The organism is Ramlibacter rhizophilus, assembly GCF_004681965.1.
Classification (GTDB): Bacteria; Pseudomonadota; Gammaproteobacteria; order Burkholderiales; family Burkholderiaceae_C; genus Ramlibacter; species Ramlibacter rhizophilus.
The window spans coordinates 341,497-356,979 of the sequence record NZ_SMLL01000002.1 but is presented as its reverse complement, the minus strand read 5'-3'; the positions used below and the strand labels follow the sequence as shown (position 1 = coordinate 356,979).

16 protein-coding genes and 1 riboswitch are annotated in these 15,483 nt (G+C 72.0%); of the genes, 8 read left to right on the top strand and 8 right to left on the bottom strand.

The genetic code is table 11. The features are described from left to right. The coding region (locus EZ242_RS06395; RefSeq protein ID WP_205960608.1) for a hypothetical protein at window positions 1-281 on the bottom strand (281 nt) is incomplete at its 3' end. 94 nt (window positions 282-375) lie between these two features. Here EZ242_RS06395 and EZ242_RS06390 point away from each other — a divergent pair. Continuing rightward, the gene (locus EZ242_RS06390) at window positions 376-897 is read left to right on the top strand and encodes a GFA family protein (RefSeq protein WP_135284298.1); all 522 of its coding nucleotides are present in this window, start codon (window positions 376-378) and stop codon (window positions 895-897) included. A gap of 13 nt (window positions 898-910) precedes the next feature. Here the strand turns inward: EZ242_RS06390 and xth are convergent, their stop codons facing one another. The 3 genes from xth to EZ242_RS06375 all read right to left on the bottom strand — a co-directional run bounded on the left by xth (window position 911) and on the right by EZ242_RS06375 (window position 4,630). Further along, complete coding sequence (gene xth, locus EZ242_RS06385; RefSeq protein WP_135284297.1) at window positions 911-1,699, bottom strand: exodeoxyribonuclease III; 789 nt, start codon at window positions 1,697-1,699, stop codon at window positions 911-913. 64 nt (window positions 1,700-1,763) lie between these two features. Beyond that, entirely contained in the window at window positions 1,764-3,944 is a 2,181-nt protein-coding gene (locus EZ242_RS06380; protein WP_167784670.1) for an ATP-binding protein, read from the bottom strand. 62 nt (window positions 3,945-4,006) lie between these two features. Beyond that, entirely contained in the window at window positions 4,007-4,630 is a 624-nt protein-coding gene (locus EZ242_RS06375; protein WP_135284295.1) for a DUF938 domain-containing protein, read from the bottom strand. A gap of 245 nt (window positions 4,631-4,875) precedes the next feature. Between EZ242_RS06375 and EZ242_RS06370 the strand changes: the two genes are divergently transcribed. Further along, the gene (locus EZ242_RS06370) at window positions 4,876-5,733 is read left to right on the top strand and encodes a DUF6544 family protein (protein ID WP_135284294.1); all 858 of its coding nucleotides are present in this window, start codon (window positions 4,876-4,878) and stop codon (window positions 5,731-5,733) included. A gap of 190 nt (window positions 5,734-5,923) precedes the next feature. Here the strand turns inward: EZ242_RS06370 and EZ242_RS06365 are convergent, their stop codons facing one another. Then, a complete protein-coding gene (locus EZ242_RS06365; RefSeq protein WP_135284293.1) occupies window positions 5,924-6,952 on the bottom strand; it encodes an Acg family FMN-binding oxidoreductase in 1,029 nt (342 codons plus the stop codon). A 149-nt stretch (window positions 6,953-7,101) separates the two neighbouring features. Beyond that, window positions 7,102-7,278, top strand: a riboswitch (yybP-ykoY riboswitch). A 12-nt stretch (window positions 7,279-7,290) separates the two neighbouring features. On the opposite strand from EZ242_RS06365, the gene EZ242_RS06360 reads away from it, so the two are divergent. Beyond that, window positions 7,291-7,890: a TMEM165/GDT1 family protein gene (locus EZ242_RS06360; RefSeq protein WP_135284292.1), complete on the top strand. Its 600-nt coding sequence runs from the start codon at window positions 7,291-7,293 to the stop codon at window positions 7,888-7,890. Here EZ242_RS06360 and EZ242_RS06355 read toward each other — a convergent pair. After that, window positions 7,773-8,786 (bottom strand): LysR family transcriptional regulator, encoded by a 1,014-nt coding sequence (locus EZ242_RS06355; RefSeq protein WP_135284291.1) that lies wholly within the window; start codon window positions 8,784-8,786, stop codon window positions 7,773-7,775. The genes EZ242_RS06360 and EZ242_RS06355 overlap by 118 nt on opposite strands. 142 nt (window positions 8,787-8,928) lie before the next feature. On the opposite strand from EZ242_RS06355, the gene EZ242_RS06350 reads away from it, so the two are divergent. The 4 genes from EZ242_RS06350 to EZ242_RS06335 are packed head-to-tail and all read left to right on the top strand — an operon-like array spanning window position 8,929 to window position 13,418. Further along, entirely contained in the window at window positions 8,929-10,485 is a 1,557-nt protein-coding gene (locus tag EZ242_RS06350) for an acyl-CoA synthetase (protein ID WP_135284290.1), read from the top strand. Between the two features lie 13 nt (window positions 10,486-10,498). After that, window positions 10,499-11,695 carry an acyl-CoA dehydrogenase family protein gene (locus EZ242_RS06345; RefSeq protein WP_135284289.1) on the top strand — a complete coding sequence of 399 codons (1,197 nt, stop codon included), beginning with the start codon at window positions 10,499-10,501 and terminating at the stop codon, window positions 11,693-11,695. A gap of 29 nt (window positions 11,696-11,724) precedes the next feature. Next, window positions 11,725-12,693 (top strand): Bug family tripartite tricarboxylate transporter substrate binding protein, encoded by a 969-nt coding sequence (locus EZ242_RS06340; protein ID WP_135284288.1) that lies wholly within the window; start codon window positions 11,725-11,727, stop codon window positions 12,691-12,693. A gap of 5 nt (window positions 12,694-12,698) precedes the next feature. Next, on the top strand, window positions 12,699-13,418 hold the full coding sequence (locus EZ242_RS06335; protein WP_135284287.1) for a Crp/Fnr family transcriptional regulator: 720 nt from the start codon (window positions 12,699-12,701) through the stop codon (window positions 13,416-13,418). 10 nt (window positions 13,419-13,428) lie between these two features. Here EZ242_RS06335 and EZ242_RS06330 read toward each other — a convergent pair whose 3' ends face one another. Beyond that, window positions 13,429-13,998: an NADPH-dependent FMN reductase gene (locus tag EZ242_RS06330; RefSeq protein WP_135284286.1), complete on the bottom strand. Its 570-nt coding sequence runs from the start codon at window positions 13,996-13,998 to the stop codon at window positions 13,429-13,431. A 128-nt stretch (window positions 13,999-14,126) separates the two neighbouring features. Here EZ242_RS06330 and EZ242_RS06325 point away from each other — a divergent pair, with 128 nt between their 5' ends. Beyond that, window positions 14,127-15,029, top strand: a complete 903-nt coding sequence (locus EZ242_RS06325) for an alpha/beta fold hydrolase (protein ID WP_135284285.1) — start codon at window positions 14,127-14,129, stop codon at window positions 15,027-15,029. A 59-nt stretch (window positions 15,030-15,088) separates the two neighbouring features. Here EZ242_RS06325 and EZ242_RS06320 read toward each other — a convergent pair whose 3' ends face one another. Next, window positions 15,089-15,448 carry a DsrE family protein gene (locus EZ242_RS06320; RefSeq protein WP_135284284.1) on the bottom strand — a complete coding sequence of 120 codons (360 nt, stop codon included), beginning with the start codon at window positions 15,446-15,448 and terminating at the stop codon, window positions 15,089-15,091. Between the last annotated feature and the right edge of the window lie 35 nt (window positions 15,449-15,483).

The window sequence follows — 15,483 nt, the reverse complement described above, 5'->3', positions numbered from 1 at the left end:
GCCGCCGCCGCCGCCGCCGCCACCGCCGCCGCCGCCGCCGCCTGCCCCGGCACCCGCGCCTGCGCCCGCACCGGCACCGGCACCGGCACCGGCACCGGCACCGGCACCTGCGCCTGCGCCTGCGCCCGCACCGGCACCGGCACCGGCACCTGCGCCTGCGCCTGCGCCTGCACCTGCGCCCGCACCTGCACCTGCACCTGCACCTGCACCTGCACCTGCACCTGCACCTGCACCTGCACCGGCGCCCGCACCGGCACCCGCACCGGCACCCGCACCCGCACCCGCACCCGCTCCCGAGCCGCCTGACGATCCCCCTGATGACGATGACGACTGACAACGTCGGTGCCTGCGCGGCGCGAGCGCTCGCCTGATCCCATGCACCTGGAAGGCTCGTGCCACTGCGGCAAGGTCGGCTTCAGCGTCGAGGCGACCGAGCCGGTGCCCTTCATGCGCTGCTACTGCTCCATCTGCCGCAAGACGGCCGGTGCGGGCGGCTATGCCATCAATCTCGGTGCCGCCACGCACAGCATGAAAGTCCGCGGCAAGCGCTTCCTGCGCATCTACCAGGCGCGGCTCGAAAGCGGGGAGGTGAGCGAAGCGCGCCGCTACTTCTGTTCGAACTGCGGCAGCGCCCTCTGGCTATGGGACCCGCGCTGGCCCGAACTCGTGCACCCGCACGCGGGCGCGATCGACACGCCGCTGCCGGTGCCCCCGGGGAACGTGCACATCATGCTGGGCTCGAAGGCGTCCTGGGTGGCGGCCGAAGGCCACGCCGCCGACCCGCGCTTCGAGGCCTACCCGGACTTCTCCCTGGCCGAATGGCACCAGGCCCACGGCCTGGGCGCGCCGCCGGCCGCGAAGGCGCCTCAGCGGAAGAAGGCCCGCAAGGCGCGCTGAGTTTCGGCGTTTTTCAGGCCCGGATCGCGGCCGGCTCCAGCCGCACCCAGGTCGGCGCATGGTCGCTCGCACGCTCCTTGCCGCGCACCCAGGTGTCCACGCCTGCCTCCCGCAAGGCGGGTGCCAGGCGGCGGTTCAGCAGCAGGTGGTCGATGCGCAGGCCGGCGTTGCGCTGCCAGTGCTGTCGGAAGTAGTCCCAGAAGGTGAACACCGCCTCGTCGGGATGCAGCTGCCGCAGCGCGTCGGTCCAGCCCTGCGCGAGCAGCCGCGCATAGGCCTCGCGGCTTTGAGGTTGCAGCAGCGCGTCCTTCTTCCAGGAGCGCGGGTTGTAGATGTCGAAGTCGGTGGGCACGACGTTGAAGTCGCCGGCCAGCACCACCGGGTGCTCGCTCTCCACCAGCGTCCTGGCGTGCGCAATCAGGCGTTCGAACCACGCGAGCTTGTAGTCGAACTTCGGCCCGGGCTGCGGGTTGCCGTTGGGCAGGTACAGGCAGGCCACCACGACGCCGTCCACCGCCGCTTCGAGGTAGCGGCTTTGCTCGTCGGCCGCATCGCCCGGCAGCTCGCGGCGGATCTCCAGCGGCTCACCGCCCCGGCTGAGGATGGCCACGCCGTTCCAGGAGCGCTGCCCCTTCCAGAGCGAGCGCCAGCCGGCCTCGCGCAGCTCGTCCACCGGGAACGCCGCGTCGAGGGCCTTGAGTTCCTGCAGGCAGGCCACGTCGGGCTGCTCGCGTGCCAGCCATTCCAGCAGGTTGGGCAGGCGGGTCTTGATGCCGTTGACGTTGAAGGTGGCGATCTTCATGGCCGGCCATCATCGCGGGGTGCTGCCGCGCGGGCCGTAGGACGGCGTCGGCTGGGATTTGCGCCTATGCCCGCGCGCGGGCCACTGTCACGAGGGCCTGGCGCAGCTCGGCGATGCGGTAGGGCTTGCGCAGCACGGGCGCGCCCTTGCCGGGGTCGTGCGGCGTGTAGCCGGTGGCCACCAGCACGCCGATGCCTGGCCGGTGCTCGTGCACCCAGCGCGCCAGGTCCAGGCCGTTCAGGGTGCCCGGCATGACCACGTCGGTGAAGAGCACGTCGTAGTCGGCGCCAGCGGCAAGGCGCTCCAGTGCCGCATCGGCCGAGGAGAGCAGTTCCAGTGCATGGCCGTCGCCTTCGAGCACGGGCGCCACCACGGAGGCCACGAGCGGATCGTCCTCCACGACCAGGATGCGAAGCGGCGTGAGCGGTCCGTCCACAACCGCGGCGGCGGGCCGCTGCGACTCGGGCCGGACGGTGGCCACGGGCAGCAGCACGGTCACGCGCGTGCCCTCGCCCTCGATGCTGTGGATGCGCACGTCTCCGTTGGACTGCAGGGCGAAGGCATGGACCTGCGCCAGTCCGAGCCCGGTGCCTACGCCGACCGGCTTGGTGGTGAAGTACGGCTCGAGCACCCGCGCGAGCGCGTCGGCACGGATGCCCACGCCGTTGTCCACCACCTCCACGGCGACGTAATCGCCTGCGGGCAGCGCCTGCAGGTCCTCGGGCGTGGCGCGGCGGCCCACCAGCACGGCGCGGCCGCCGTCCGGGAGGGCGTCGCGTGCATTGAAGATGAGATTCAGCACGGCGAGTTCGAGCTGCGCCGGGTCGGCCAGGGCCGCAGGCAGGCCGGGCTCCAGCGCGATGTCCAGCTCGATGCCGCGGCCCAGGGCGTTGCGGATGATGCTGGTGCTGCGCAGGACGAAATCGGCCAGGTCCACCGGCTGCGGATCGGTCCCGACGGAGCGCCCGAAGGTCTGGATCTGCCGCACCAGGTCGGCGGCCCGCAGGGCAGCGTCGCGCGAGCTTTGCAGCGCGCGTTCGTGCGGCCCCGGCCCGGCCGTGCGCATGGCCAGCTCCACGCCCATGGAGATGGTCTGCAGCAGGTTGTTGAAGTCGTGCGCCAGGCCGCTGGTGAGCCGCCCGATGGCTTCGCGCTTCTGCGACTCCACGAGCTGCGCCTGCGACTGGCGGGCCTTGGCCACGGCCTCCTGTACGCGCGTCTCCAGGGCCGCGTTGAACTGCCGCACCTGCGCGGACGACTCGCGCAGCACCTGCCCCACCTCGTTGGCCTCGGCCAGCGGCAGGCCCATGGCGGGCACCGGCCGGTTGCGCGCCAGCTCGCGCGCCCAGGCGCGCAGCGCCAGCACGGAGTCGCTGATCGGCCGCGCGAACGAGAGGGCGACGAACAGGCCGAAGGTGAGCAGCAGCGTGGTCAGGCCGAGCGCCTGCAGCGTGAGGGACCGCGCGGCCGCCGCGAGGGCCTCGCTGGGCAGCGACACCACGGTGCGCCAGCCGTAGGCGTTGGGCGCAGAGACGTGGCTGATGACCGCGCTGCCGTCCAGGGTCACGGACCTCGTGAAGCCGGTGTCGTCCGCGCGGATGCGTTCGATCATGGTGGTGCTGGCGCTCGTGCCGACCCATTTCCCGGGGTCGCGGCTGCGCGCCATGATCAGGTGGTTGTCGTTGATCACGGACACGATGCTGGCCAGCGGATAGTCCTGCGCCTCGACGACCGACTGCATCGCCTCCGTCGCGGTGGCAACGACCACGTTGTAGCGCACCGGCTGCGTGCGCTCCGGCACGAAGGTGCCGACCACCGGCGCACCGGTCACCGGCCCGCGCTGCGCGAAGGCGACCTGGCGTCCGCCGGACTCCAGGAAGGGTGACTCCGGCGCGCGCGCGGTGCCCCGCGCCGACGGGAACAGCGAGTTGTAGACCTGCCGGTCCTTCTCGATGAGCACCACCCAGCGCTCCTTGGGCACGGTGGCCGCCGCGGCCTCGCGCTCGAAGCGCCCGAGGTCCCGCGCGCGCAGGGCCTCGGAGTTGGCGAGGGCCTGGGCGAGGGTGAACTGCTGGTCGAGGACGGCGCCGATGCTGGCGTTCACGCGTTGCGCGAGGTCCTGCAGCGACCGCAGGGCGGCGGCCTCCTCCTTGAGGTAGGTGGCCCGCGCGAGCAGGCCCACGCCAGCGGCCGCAGGCAGCCACACGGCCAGCACGAGCAGCAGCAGCCGCACGCGCGTGGACATCGGTCTCGACAACAGGTTCATGGTCCGGGCGAACGCCGCTCGCTCCCCTTGCTGGAGACGCATTAGATCAGCATTGGCTTGGCCGGCGGTCCCGACGCGAACACCAGCAGCAGGTTGTTGGCGGGCATGGCGTGGCGCTGCGCCAGGCGCAGGCCTGCTTCGTGCGCCTGGGCCGCAACGTCGGGCAGCGCCCGGATGCCCCACGACGCATCGCGCGCCCGCAGGCTCTCGTCGAATGCGATGTTGCTCGCCGCGGTCGGCACGTCCTGCTCGAAGTACGGGCCGTAGGTGATCAGCAGCCCGCCCGGCCCGAGGTGCTGCGCCGCCCCCGCCATGAGGCCGCGGCAGGCCGCCCAGGGCGCGATGTGCAGCATGTTGGCGCAGAAGATGAGGTCGAACGGCCCGGCGAGGTGCGGCCAGGGGAGTGAGGCCACGTCCAGCTGTTGAGCCGGCAGCACGTTGCCGGAACCCGCGGCGCGTGCGTCGATGACGGGCAGCATCTGCGCGTCGGCATCGGTGGGCTGCCAGGTCCAGCCGGGCAGGCCCGCGGCGAAGCACGTCACGTGCTGCCCGGTCCCGGAGGCGATCTCGAGGGCCGTGCCGCGCGGGCCCAGGATGGCGCGCAGTTGCGCGAGGATCGGGTCCTTGTTGCGTTCGGCGGCGGGGCTGTGGGGAAGGCTCGACATGGCCGCAGGATAGGGCCTGTCTCTCCCGCGCCACGGCAGCGCAGTAACTTTTCACTGCGCCTGCGGCCTGCTCACGGAAGTGGCAATGGACCGCGCGCCCCGCCACGGCGGGGCTGCGAGCAGGTCCCCGAGGGTTTTCCACAGCGTTCTCCACGCAATCTGTGAAGTGGCCGGACGGTGCGCTGTGCTAGGCGAGCAAAGGCAGGACCTGGGCACCTGCCTGCCTTGCTTAAACTGGCCGCGCGATGTCCGTCCTCCGACCCATTGCTGCCCTGTTGCCGCTCGGCCTCCTTGCCGCTGCGGGGGTGCAGCGCCGCCGCTGGGCCCGGGACCAGGCGGCCGCGGCGCGCGTGGCGGACCGCCTGATGCAAAGGCCCGCGCTCGCGCTGCCGGAGCGCTTCGCGCCCGAACAGGTCGCCGGGCTGCCGGAGCCGGCGCGGCGCTTCTTCCACTTCGCCATCGAGCCCGGCGCGCGTCTGTGCAGCCTGGCGCGCATCCGCATGGAAGGCGAGCTGTCCCTGGGCACGAAAGCCGCGCCCCGCTGGCAGCCCATGCGCGCGCGGCAGGTGCTCGCGGCGCCGCATGGCTTCGTCTGGGAGGTGGAGGGCGGGCGGGGCGCATTGCGTTTCTCGGGTTCGGACGGCATGGCCGGCGACCACTCGTGGACGCGCTTCTGGCTGTGGCGGCTGGTCGCGGTGGCGCGCGTCGAAGGCGGGCCGGACCACCTGCGCGCTTCCTTCGGCCGCCTGGTCGCCGAGGCGGCCTTCTGGACCCCTGCGTTCCTCCTGCCGCGCCCGGGCGTGAGCTGGTCGGCCGTGGATGGCGACACGGCGCGCGCCACGGTCACGCACGCCGGCCTGGTGCAGGACGTGGACATCCGCGTGGGCCCCGACGGCAAGCCGCTGTGGGTGAGCTTTCCGCGCTGGAGCGACGCCAACCCGGACAAGGTCTTCCGGGTGCAGCCATTCGGCGGCGTGCTGTCGGACTTCCGCAGCGTCGATGGATTCCGTGTGCCGTTCGACGTGCAGGCCGGCAATTTCTTCGGCACCAGCGACTACGCGCCCTTCTTCCGCGCCCGGGTGACCGAGGCCCGCCTGTCGTGACGCGTCGCGGTTCGCGCGCTCAGAAGCTGTGAATGAATTCGGCGCGTCCGAAGCGGCCGCCGGAAAGTGCCCCATCAAGGCGCGAAGCGCAGCCATAGCTCGGGCTATGGCGAGCATTTGCAACGCCGAGGGGGCGCTTTCTGGAGGCCGAGGCGGGCGTGGCGGATTCGTTCACAGCTTCTCAGCTTCTTCAGTCTTCCAACAGGACCTCCGCCACGGGGCGGCGGACCGCCGGCGGGATGCGGGGTCCACGCCCGAGCCGCAGCAGGAGTTGAGGCGCGCCGGCCGTGCCGGCTGCTTCCCGCAGGGCGGGGCGAAGCTCGGAAACCTCGATGGGCTGGTTGAGGTAGGCGGCGGTCAGCCCCGCGGCGGTGATGGCCAGGAGCATCTGCGCATGCGAGGCGCCGGCGGCCAGCCAGTCGCGCGGGGTGTCCTGCGTGGTGGCGACGACGAGGAGCGCCGGCGAGGCGGTCGCGATCTGTTCGTCCTTGGCGGCGACACCGCCGCCCATGTCGAAGGTGCGGACCACCAGGCCGCCGAGGGCCGACATGAGGTCGGGCATGCCGAAGTTCGCGCCCGAGATGCCGTCGCGTGATGCGGCCCGGCGGGAGTGCACCCAGGCGCCGAGTTCGCGCCGGAACGAGGGGTCCGCGAACTGCGCCCGGTCGCCCCGGGCGACCAGGGCCGCGATGGCGGCCTTGTCCTCGTGCGCCGTCACCAGGGCGGCCTGCGTTCCATGAAGGCGCGCAATCTCGTGCAGGTCCTCGGCAAGGCCCGCGGGGAGCGGTTCGGACGCGAAGGCCTTGCGAGTGGTCCGCCGCGCGGCGATGGCCTCGAAGCGAAGCCGGTCGGTGTCGGTCGCAGCGTGCGGCGGGCCCAGCCGCACGCGAGCGAGCCGGTCGGCGTCGCCTGGCGGCAGAAGCTCGATGTCCCCCGCATGGCCGAAGCGGCGCATGGCCACCTGCAGCAGGCCGAGCGCGGCGCCGCAGGAGATGACCAGGGCGCGGTCGTGCGGATCGACCACGGGCAGCGCCCGCCTGCGGTCCGCCAGCAGCTCCAGCTCGTCGCCCGCCAAGCGGAACAGCCAGGGCTGCGTGTTGTGGCTCGAAGGCGCCAGGATCGCGTAGCGCAGCAGGAACCGCAGGCGCTGCGCGGCCGAACCGGAAGCGGGGTAATCCGAGGGGTCGATCCTCCACTCGGCTTCGGGGTCGCGGGCCATCGCTGCCTCCTTCGATCCGCGGGCGGCGGGTGGCCGCCCCCGGGGTGCCGACCCATTGTGCGCAGCGCGGGCGGCGCAGCCTTGCGCTGGATCAAGCGGCCCACGCCCGGGCCGAGGCCGGTCGGCGTGTCCGTCGACTATGATGGCGGCCGCCCGTCATCGGGGAGTAGTCGCCTCGCACCTTCGCGAGGGCCTCGCGTCAACACACTTGGCCGCCCACGGCGTCCATGGCGCAGGCAGCTGGTTCAGCCTGGCAAGACCTTTGACCGCGCAGCCTTCTTCGGAGCCAGGAGGGGTGCGTGGTCATGCGCTTGTCCTGGCCCGGAGTTGTTCAAAAAGTGGAAGCCTTCCTCGCATCGCTCGCGATGGTCACCCTCGCCGAAATGGGCGACAAGACCCAGTTGCTCTCCTTCGTGCTCGCCGCGAAGTACCGCGGCCGGCACACGGCCATCATCCTCGGCATCTTGGTGGCCACCCTGGCCAACCACTTCATGGCCGCCTTCGTGGGGGACTGGGTCGCGGCCCAGGTCTCGGCCGGCGTGATGCGCTGGGTCCTGGGCCTGGGCTTCCTGGCCTTCGCCGCCTGGGCGCTGGTGCCGGACACGCTCGACGAGGACGCCGGCCGCACGCGCGGCAGCGCCGGCGCCTTCGCAGCCACGCTGGTGGCCTTCTTCATCGCCGAGATGGGCGACAAGACGCAGCTGGCCACCGTGGCCCTCGGCGCGAAGTACGCGAGCCTCGCGGCCGTCGTGATCGGGACCACCCTGGGCATGATGGCGGCCAACATCCCCGCGGTCCTGCTCGGCGAGCGCCTGGCGCGCTACGTGCCGCTGTCGCGCATGCGTTTCATCGCCGCCGCGCTGTTCGCGGTGTTCGGCGTGTTGATCCTGCTCGACGTGGACCTGGGGCTGGGGCTGGCGTCGTCCGCCCGCGCCTGATCGGCGTCCGCGGCGTTCTGCCGCAGCAGTTCCAGGAAGCGTTGCGCGAGCGGCGGCAGGGTCGCGCCGCGCCGGGTGAGGGCGCCGATGGCACGCGCGAAGCGCGCATCGCTCATGGGCAGGGGGGCCAGGCCCGCCCCCATCGGCCCGGCGAGGCTGGTGGCGCTCATGAGGGACACCAGGTCGCTGTGCACCAGCAGGCGCGAGAGCGATCCGGCCGTGTTGCTCACCTCCACGGCAACGCGCGGCGGCGGCAGTCCGGCTTCGGCGAGCCGGCCTTCGACGCTGCGCCGGCCGGCGACGCCGGGCCCCGGCAGCAGCCACTCGGCCTGGGCGAGGTCCTGCAGGCGCAGGCGCCGGCGCGACAGCAGGGGGTGGTGCTCACGCACCACCATGCACAGGTCGTCGCGCATCAGCGGCGTGGCCTCCAGGTCGTCCGGCGTCGTGCGGGGCAGCGCACTGAGCGTCAGGTCCAGGTCGCCCAGCCGCAGGGCCGCGAGCAGCGCGTCGTTGAGGTTGATGGTCACCCGCATGCGCGCCGCCGGGCGCTGCCGGTGCAGTTGCAACGCGGCCGGAACGAACAGGCGGTCCGCGTACAGGGGCGACACGCCCACGCGCAGCACGCCCATGGCGCCCAGGTGCAGGTCGGCGGCCTCCTTGATGGCGTCGCCGAGGCTTTCGCGCAGGGCCTGCGTGCGCTGGCGGAACTGCTCGGCCACCGGCGTGAGGCTCATCCCCCGCGCGCTGCGGTCGAAGAGCGGGAAGCCCAGCTCCTTTTCCAGCCGCTGCAGGGCCTTGGTGAGCGCCGGCTGCGACAGCCCCAGCGCCGCGGCCGCCGCCCGGACCTGGCCGTGGCGGGCTACGGCCAGGAAGTAGTCGATGTCGTCCAGCCGCATGGGGCACGCTCTCCTTGACGAATTCCGGCGACGCGCTGCCGAGCCTCGAACGATAACCGTGGGTTATCGGCGCACGGCGCTGGATTATCGGCTGGCGGGGCCGGTTTTCCTAGACTGCGTGCAACCAGGAGGCAAGCCCACCATGAACATCGGCAGGTACATCTCGCGAAGCGCACGCTTCTGGCCGCAGCGCCCGGCCATTCTTTTCCGCGACCGCGCCATCAGCTATCGCGAGCTGGACTCGCGCTCGACCCGCCTGGCGCAGGCGCTGCTCCGCCTGGGCCTGCAGCGGGGCGACCGCGTCGCCGTGGTCTCGCCGAACCGGCCCGAGATCGTGGAGCTGGAATGCGCGCTGTACAAGGCCGGCCTCGTGAAGGTGGCGCTGAATGCCCGCCTTGCGCCCACCGAGCTGGCCGACGCGCTGGGCAATGCCGAGCCGGCGGCGATCCTCGCCGGGCCCGAGCACCGCACGATGGTGGACGAGGCCGCCGAAGCCGCGCCTGGCCTGCGCCACCGCATCGCCTTCGCGCCGGCCCCGGGCTGGCTGGACTACGAGGCGCTGCTCGCATCCGCCAGCGACGAGCCCGTCTGCGTCGAGATGCGGCCCGACGAGCTGGCCGTGCTGCACTACACCTCCGGCTCCACCGGCAAGCTGAAGGCGGCCATGCAGACCGTGGGCAACCGCATGGCCTCGCTGCGCAAGGTGACCATGGGCCGCATGCACGCCGGCCCGGGCGACGTGCTGATGCTGTGCGGCCCCATCACGCACGCCAGCGGCATGTTCATGCAGCCCATGCTGTACCAGGGCGCGACCCTGCTGCTGCTGGAAGGCTTCAAGCCGGCCGAGGTGCTGGAGGCCATCGAGCGGCACCGCGTCACCATGGCCTTCTTCGTGCCGGCCATGATCCACGCGCTGCTGGCCGAGCCCAGCCTGCGCAGCCGCGACCTGAGCAGCCTGCGCCTGGTGAGCTACGGCGCGGCGCCGATGTCGCCCTCGCGCATCCGCGAGGCCTGGGCGGCTTTCGGCCCGGTGCTGTCGCAGGGTTACGGCGCGGGCGAGACCACGGGCGGCGTGATCGCGCTGACCATCGAGGACCACGCCCGCGCCATCGAGGGCGGCCGTCCCGAGCTGCTGGCGGCCTGCGGCCGCCCGGTGTGCGAGTCGGACGTGCAGGTGCTGGACGAGCAGGGCCGCCCGGTCTCGGGCGACGCCATCGGCGAGATCTGCGTGCGCGGCCCGGACGTGTTCGCCGGCTACTGGCGCGCCGAGCCGCAGACGCGCGAGGTGCTGCAGGAGGACGGCTGGCTGCGCACCGGCGACCTCGCCCGCGTGGACGAGGAGGGCTATATCTTCATCGTCGATCGCAAGAAGGAGATGCTGGTCTCCGGTGGCTTCAACGTGTACCCGAGCGAGGTGGAATCCGTGCTGGCGCAGCACCCGGCGGTGTACGAGGTGTGCGTGGTCGGCGTGCCCGACGAGCGCTGGGGAGAAAGCGTCAAGGCCGTGGTGGTGCTGCGCGAGGGCCAGCAGGCCGCAAGCGGCGAGATCATGGAGTTCTGCCGCGGGCGCCTGGCCGACTTCAAGCGGCCACGCTCGATCGACTTCGTGGCGCACCTGCCCAAGAACGCCAACGGCAAGCTCTCGCGCAAGGAGGTGCGCGAGCCCTACTGGCACGGCCGCGAGCGCCGGGTCAACTGAAGGAGCCAAGGTCATGGACGCCAAGCCGACCCCGACGCGTTGTTTCGAAGGCTCCGAGCGCGCTGCCGACTTCATCGCCCGCGTGCAGGAGTTCATCCGCGACGAGCTGCAGCCACTGGCCGCCGAGCACGGCATCACGCATGAAAGCGGCGCCCCGCGCGCGCTGCTGGAGCGGGTGTGGAAGCGCTCGCGCGACAGGGGCTTCTACGGCGTGACCCTGCCCGAGGCCCTGGGCGGCGCAGGCTTCGCGCTGGTGGACCACGTGCTGATCAAGGAAGCCATCTACGCCAGCGGATCGCCCTTCGCGGCCCATGTGCTGGGCGAACTGACCGGTCCGCCGCGCGTGGGCGCGCTGGCCCGGTATGCCACGCCGCATCAGATGGAGCGCTTCATCCTGCCGGTGGCCCGCGCCGAGAAGGCCATCTGCTTTGCCATCACCGAGCCCGAGGCCGGCTCCGACGCGGGCGCCTTGCAGACACGCGCCCGCCGCGACGGGGACGACTGGGTGCTGGACGGCGTGAAGCGCTTCATCTCCGGCTCGCCCTTCTGCGACTTCGCCGTGGTCATCGCCTCCACCAGCGAGGACCCCGCGGTGCGCGAGACCACGGCCTTCTTCGTCGAGCGCGAACGCCAGGGCTTCACGGTGGAGGCCGGCTACAAGACCATGGCGGGCCAGTCCCACACCGGCAACATCGTGCTGGAGGGCTGCCGCATCCCGGCGGGCAACCAGATCGGCGAGCGGGGCCGCGGGCTGGCGCTGGCGCTGGGCCGCATCACGGTCAACCGGGTGCTGCATTGCCCGGCCATGCTGGGACTGGCACGGCTCGCGCTGGACGACTCGCTGGCCCACGCGGCCACGCGGCGCCAGTTCGGCCAGCCGATCGGCGCCTTCCAGGCCGTGCAGCACATGCTGGCCGACATGGCCACCGAACTCGCGGCCGCGCGCGCGCTCATGCTGGGCGTCGCGCGCACCCTGGACAGCGGAGCCGAGGCGCGCGCCGAAGCGTCCATGGCCAAGCTGTTCTGTTCGGAGACGGCCTTCCGCATCGCCGACCGCGCGGTGCAGGTCCATGGCGGCGAAGGCATCGTGCAGGGCAGCCGGGTGGAATTCCTGTTCCGCCTGCTGCGCATGTACCGGGTGCTGACCGGCACCAGCGAAATCCAGCGCAACACCATCGCCCGCGAGCTGCTGGGCGCTGCGGTGCACTGACACATCCACCCACCTGAAGGAGACAACGCATGCAACGACGTACCCTGGCCGCCCTGGTGGCCGGCGCCACCCTCGCACTGTCCGCCGGCGCGCAGGCGCAGGACTATCCCACCCGCCCGATCAAGTGGATCGTCCCCTACCTGGCCGGCACCGCGCCGGACACCACGGTTCGCATCGTGGCCGACGCGATGGACGACATCCTCAAGCAGCCCATCGTCATCGAGAACAAGGGCGGCGCCGCCGGCAACCTGGGCGCGCAGGTCGCGGCCAAGGCCGCGCCGGACGGCTACACCTGGGTGTACTCGGCCTCGCCCATGGCCACCAGCATGCGCATGTACCGCAAGCCCGGCTTCGACGTGATGAAGGACTTCGTGCACGTGGGGCGCATCGCGCAGTCGGACGTGCTGCTGGTGGTGAACGCGGAGTCGGGCATCACCTCGGTGCAGCAGCTGGTGGAGCGGGGGCGCAAGGACCCCGGCAAGCTAACCTTCGCCTCCGGCGGCGTGGGCTCGCCTGCGCACATGGGCGGCGAGCTGATGCTCAACGCCACGGGCATGGAGGCGCTGCACGTGCCCTACAAGGGCGCCTCGGAATCGGCCACGGCCGTGATGGGCAAGCAGGTGGACTATGCGCTCACCATCTTCTCCGTCTCGCTTCCCCATATCCACGGAGGGAAGATGAACGCGCTGGCCGTCATGGGCCCCAAGCGCAATCCGCAGCTGCCCAAGGTGCCGACTGCCGCCGAAGCGGGCCTGCCGGGCATCAACCTCGTGTCCTTCGGCGGCCTGTCCATGCCGGCCGGCACGCCCGCGCCGATCGTCAAGCGCGTGAGCGAGGCCTTGAACCAGGCCCTGGCCGACCCGCAGGTGCGTGCCAAGCTGGAGGCCAACGGCTCGCTCGTGGCGCCCAGCACGCCGCAGGAGTACACCGAGAACCTGCAGGCCGAGATCGGGAACACCGAGGCCATGATGAAGGCCGCGAAGATCGAGGCGCAGTAGGCGCCATGGCGCACACCGTCCGGCTGGCGCCCGGGGAGCGCGCCGCACTCTGCGCAAGCCGCTGGTTCGAGCAGCTCGCCCCCAGCCTGCGCCACGACCTGCTGCGCGTGCTGCGCGTGCGCCGGCATGCCGATGGCGAGGGCCTCTTCGCGCGCGGGGACGAGGTGTCCGAGTGGCTGGGGTGCGCGGCCGGCGCGGTGCGCATCGCGTCCACGACGCCGGCCGGCAAGTCGCTTACGCTCACCTTCGTGCGGCCGGGCCGCTGGTTCGGCGATCCGCCGCTGGGCAGCCCGGTGCAACGCAGCCACGACGCGTTCGCGCAAGGGCCGACCACCACGGTCGCCGTCACACGCGCCGACCTCCTCGGCCTGCTGCGCGAGCACCCCGAGTTCGCGCTCGCGCTGGTGCAGTTGCAGGGACACCGTCTGCGACAGGCCTTCGGCCTCATCGAGGAGCTGTCGAGCGTGACGCTGCGCGCGCGGCTCGCGCGCCAGCTCCTGCACCTGATGCGGGGGCATGGCCAAGCGAGCCAGGGCGGCGAAGTGCGCATCGGCCTGCGGCTGCGCCAGCACCTGCTGGCCGAGCTGCTCGGGTGCTCGCGCCAGCGCGTGAACGAGCAGCTGCGCGAGCTGGCGGCGCAGGAGGTCATCCGCCGGGACAAGGGCCTGCTGGTGGTGCGCAGCCCCGGACGGCTGCAGGACCTCGCCATGCATGGCGAGGCCTGAGCGGCTTGCCTCAGGGCTTCGTGGGCGGCTGCGCGGCCACGAAGTCCACGAACCCCTGCAGGAACGCCTGCAGCTGCGCCTTCATCTTCTCGTCCGTCATCTGTCCCGAAGCGTCGAACACCTGGCCCGCGCGGGACACCAGCAGCCGACCGCCGAACCAGGTCCGCGTGCCCAGGGTGCGCAGCACGGGCAGCCAGGCGTTTTGCGACAGGATGGTGCCGAAGCCGCCGGGCGACGCGCCCATCACCGCCACCGGGCGGTTGCCGAACACGCGCGCGATGTCTGCCGGCGGCCGGCTGAGCCAGTCGATGCCGTTCTTGAGCACGCCCGGAATGCCGTTGTTGTACTCGGGCGTGGCGATCAGCAGGCCGTCGCTGGCAACGATCCTGTCCTTGAGCTGCTGCACGGCCGGCGGAATGCCGTCCTGCGCTTCGGCATCGCCGTCGTAGAGCGGAATGCCGTGCAGCGTGGCGATCTCCAGCGTCGCACCGGCCGGCATCAGGCCGGCCGCCGTGCGCAGGAGTGCGGTGTTGTAGGAGCCTGAGCGCAGGCTGCCGGAGAGGGCGAGGAGGGTGGTCATGGGCTTCCTTCAGGCGCGGGTCGGTGCGCATTCGCCGAACGAGCCTGCACCATACGCCCGCGACCGCCTGCACGGGGCGGCTTCCACGCGGAGAATGCGCGGACCCGCACGATCGCAAGGAACCTTCCATGCCAGAGCTTGCCGACCTGTTCCCCGGCTTTGCATCCGAGTGGCTCGACACCGATGCCGGCCGCATCTTTGCGCGCGTGGGCGGCAAGGGGCCGCCCCTGCTGCTGCTGCACGGCTATCCGCAGACGCACGCCATGTGGCACCAGGTCGCGCCGGCGCTGGCCGAGCGCTTCACGCTGGTGGTCGCCGACCTGCCCGGGTACGGCCAGTCCGACGTGCCGCCCAGCGACGCCCAGCACACGCCATACACCAAGCGCGCGATGGCGCAGGTCATGGCCCAGGCGATGGAGCGACTCGGCTTCCCGCGCTTCGCCATGGCGGCCCATGACCGCGGCGCGCGCGTCGGCTACCGCCTCGCGCTGGACCAGCCGCAGCGCCTGACCCGCCTGGCGCTGCTGGACATCCTTCCCACCTACGACTACTGGTTGAAGATGGACCGGGACTTCGCGCTGCGCATCTACCACTGGACCTTCCTCGCGCAGCCCCATCCGCTGCCCGAGCGCCTGATCGAAGCCAGCGCCGACGCGTACTTCATGGAAACGTTCAGGCGCTGGACCAAGCCGGGCAGGGACCCGTTCGACCCGCGCGCAGTCGCCCACTACCTGGCCGCGCTGCGCGATCCCGCGCGCATCCATGCGGCCTGCGAGGACTACCGCGCCGGCGCCCATGCCGACTTCGAGCACGACCGCGCCGACGTCGAGGCGGGCAGGACCATCGAGGTGCCCCTGCTCGTGCTGTGGGGGTCATCCGGCGTGGCGGCCGGCGCCGGCACGCCGCTGGACGTGTGGCGCCGGTGGGCAACGCAGGTCCGCGGCGGCCCGGTGGAGTCCGGTCACTTCCTGTGCGAGGAGAACCCCGCGGCGACGGTGGCTGAACTGCAGGCGTTCCTCGCGCAGGCCTGAGCATCCGGACGCGCCGGCGCCCGGGCTGCCGGAGCGTCGAAGCCGGTGGCGAGCGCGCCTCAGTAGCAGAGGACCTTGTCGTTCTCGGCGGCGAGCCGCACCAGCAGGGTCGGGTTGCCGAACTCGAAGGACTTGCCAGCCAGGTCCGCATCCGAGACGCCGCGTGCCTTGGACGAACCGCCGGACAGGTAGAACTTGGCGCCCCCGGCGACCAGCTTGTCGTAGTGCTCGCGCAGCGAGCCGGTGCCCAGGCCGACCGCTGCGTCCAGCACCGCGTCGCGCAGGAGCTGCACGGCGTCGCCTGCCAGGAACACACTGGTCTCGTGGCCTTCCTCGACGGCCGCCCGGGCGACGAAGAACGCCAGGGCGGCCCGCGTGGGCTGCTCGGGTCCGCAGGTGATGTGGACGAGGAAACGCATCGCAGGACTCCTTGGAGCGAAGTGGGGAAAAGAGG

Excerpts from the sequence above, each read along its gene's own strand:
- EZ242_RS06390 (WP_135284298.1), top strand. The coding sequence starts at position 376 with ATGCACCTGGAAGGCTCGTGCCACTGCGGCAAGGTCGGCTTCAGCGTC.
- xth (WP_135284297.1), bottom strand. The coding sequence starts at position 1,699 with ATGAAGATCGCCACCTTCAACGTCAACGGCATCAAGACCCGCCTGCCC.
- EZ242_RS06380 (WP_167784670.1), bottom strand. The coding sequence starts at position 3,944 with ATGTCCACGCGCGTGCGGCTGCTGCTGCTCGTGCTGGCCGTGTGGCTG.
- EZ242_RS06375 (WP_135284295.1), bottom strand. The coding sequence starts at position 4,630 with ATGTCGAGCCTTCCCCACAGCCCCGCCGCCGAACGCAACAAGGACCCG.
- EZ242_RS06370 (WP_135284294.1), top strand. The coding sequence starts at position 4,876 with ATGTCCGTCCTCCGACCCATTGCTGCCCTGTTGCCGCTCGGCCTCCTT.
- EZ242_RS06365 (WP_135284293.1), bottom strand. The coding sequence starts at position 6,952 with ATGGCCCGCGACCCCGAAGCCGAGTGGAGGATCGACCCCTCGGATTAC.
- EZ242_RS06355 (WP_135284291.1), bottom strand. The coding sequence starts at position 8,786 with ATGCGGCTGGACGACATCGACTACTTCCTGGCCGTAGCCCGCCACGGC.
- EZ242_RS06350 (WP_135284290.1), top strand. The coding sequence starts at position 8,929 with ATGAACATCGGCAGGTACATCTCGCGAAGCGCACGCTTCTGGCCGCAG.
- EZ242_RS06345 (WP_135284289.1), top strand. The coding sequence starts at position 10,499 with ATGGACGCCAAGCCGACCCCGACGCGTTGTTTCGAAGGCTCCGAGCGC.
- EZ242_RS06340 (WP_135284288.1), top strand. The coding sequence starts at position 11,725 with ATGCAACGACGTACCCTGGCCGCCCTGGTGGCCGGCGCCACCCTCGCA.
- EZ242_RS06335 (WP_135284287.1), top strand. The coding sequence starts at position 12,699 with ATGGCGCACACCGTCCGGCTGGCGCCCGGGGAGCGCGCCGCACTCTGC.
- EZ242_RS06330 (WP_135284286.1), bottom strand. The coding sequence starts at position 13,998 with ATGACCACCCTCCTCGCCCTCTCCGGCAGCCTGCGCTCAGGCTCCTAC.
- EZ242_RS06325 (WP_135284285.1), top strand. The coding sequence starts at position 14,127 with ATGCCAGAGCTTGCCGACCTGTTCCCCGGCTTTGCATCCGAGTGGCTC.
- EZ242_RS06320 (WP_135284284.1), bottom strand. The coding sequence starts at position 15,448 with ATGCGTTTCCTCGTCCACATCACCTGCGGACCCGAGCAGCCCACGCGG.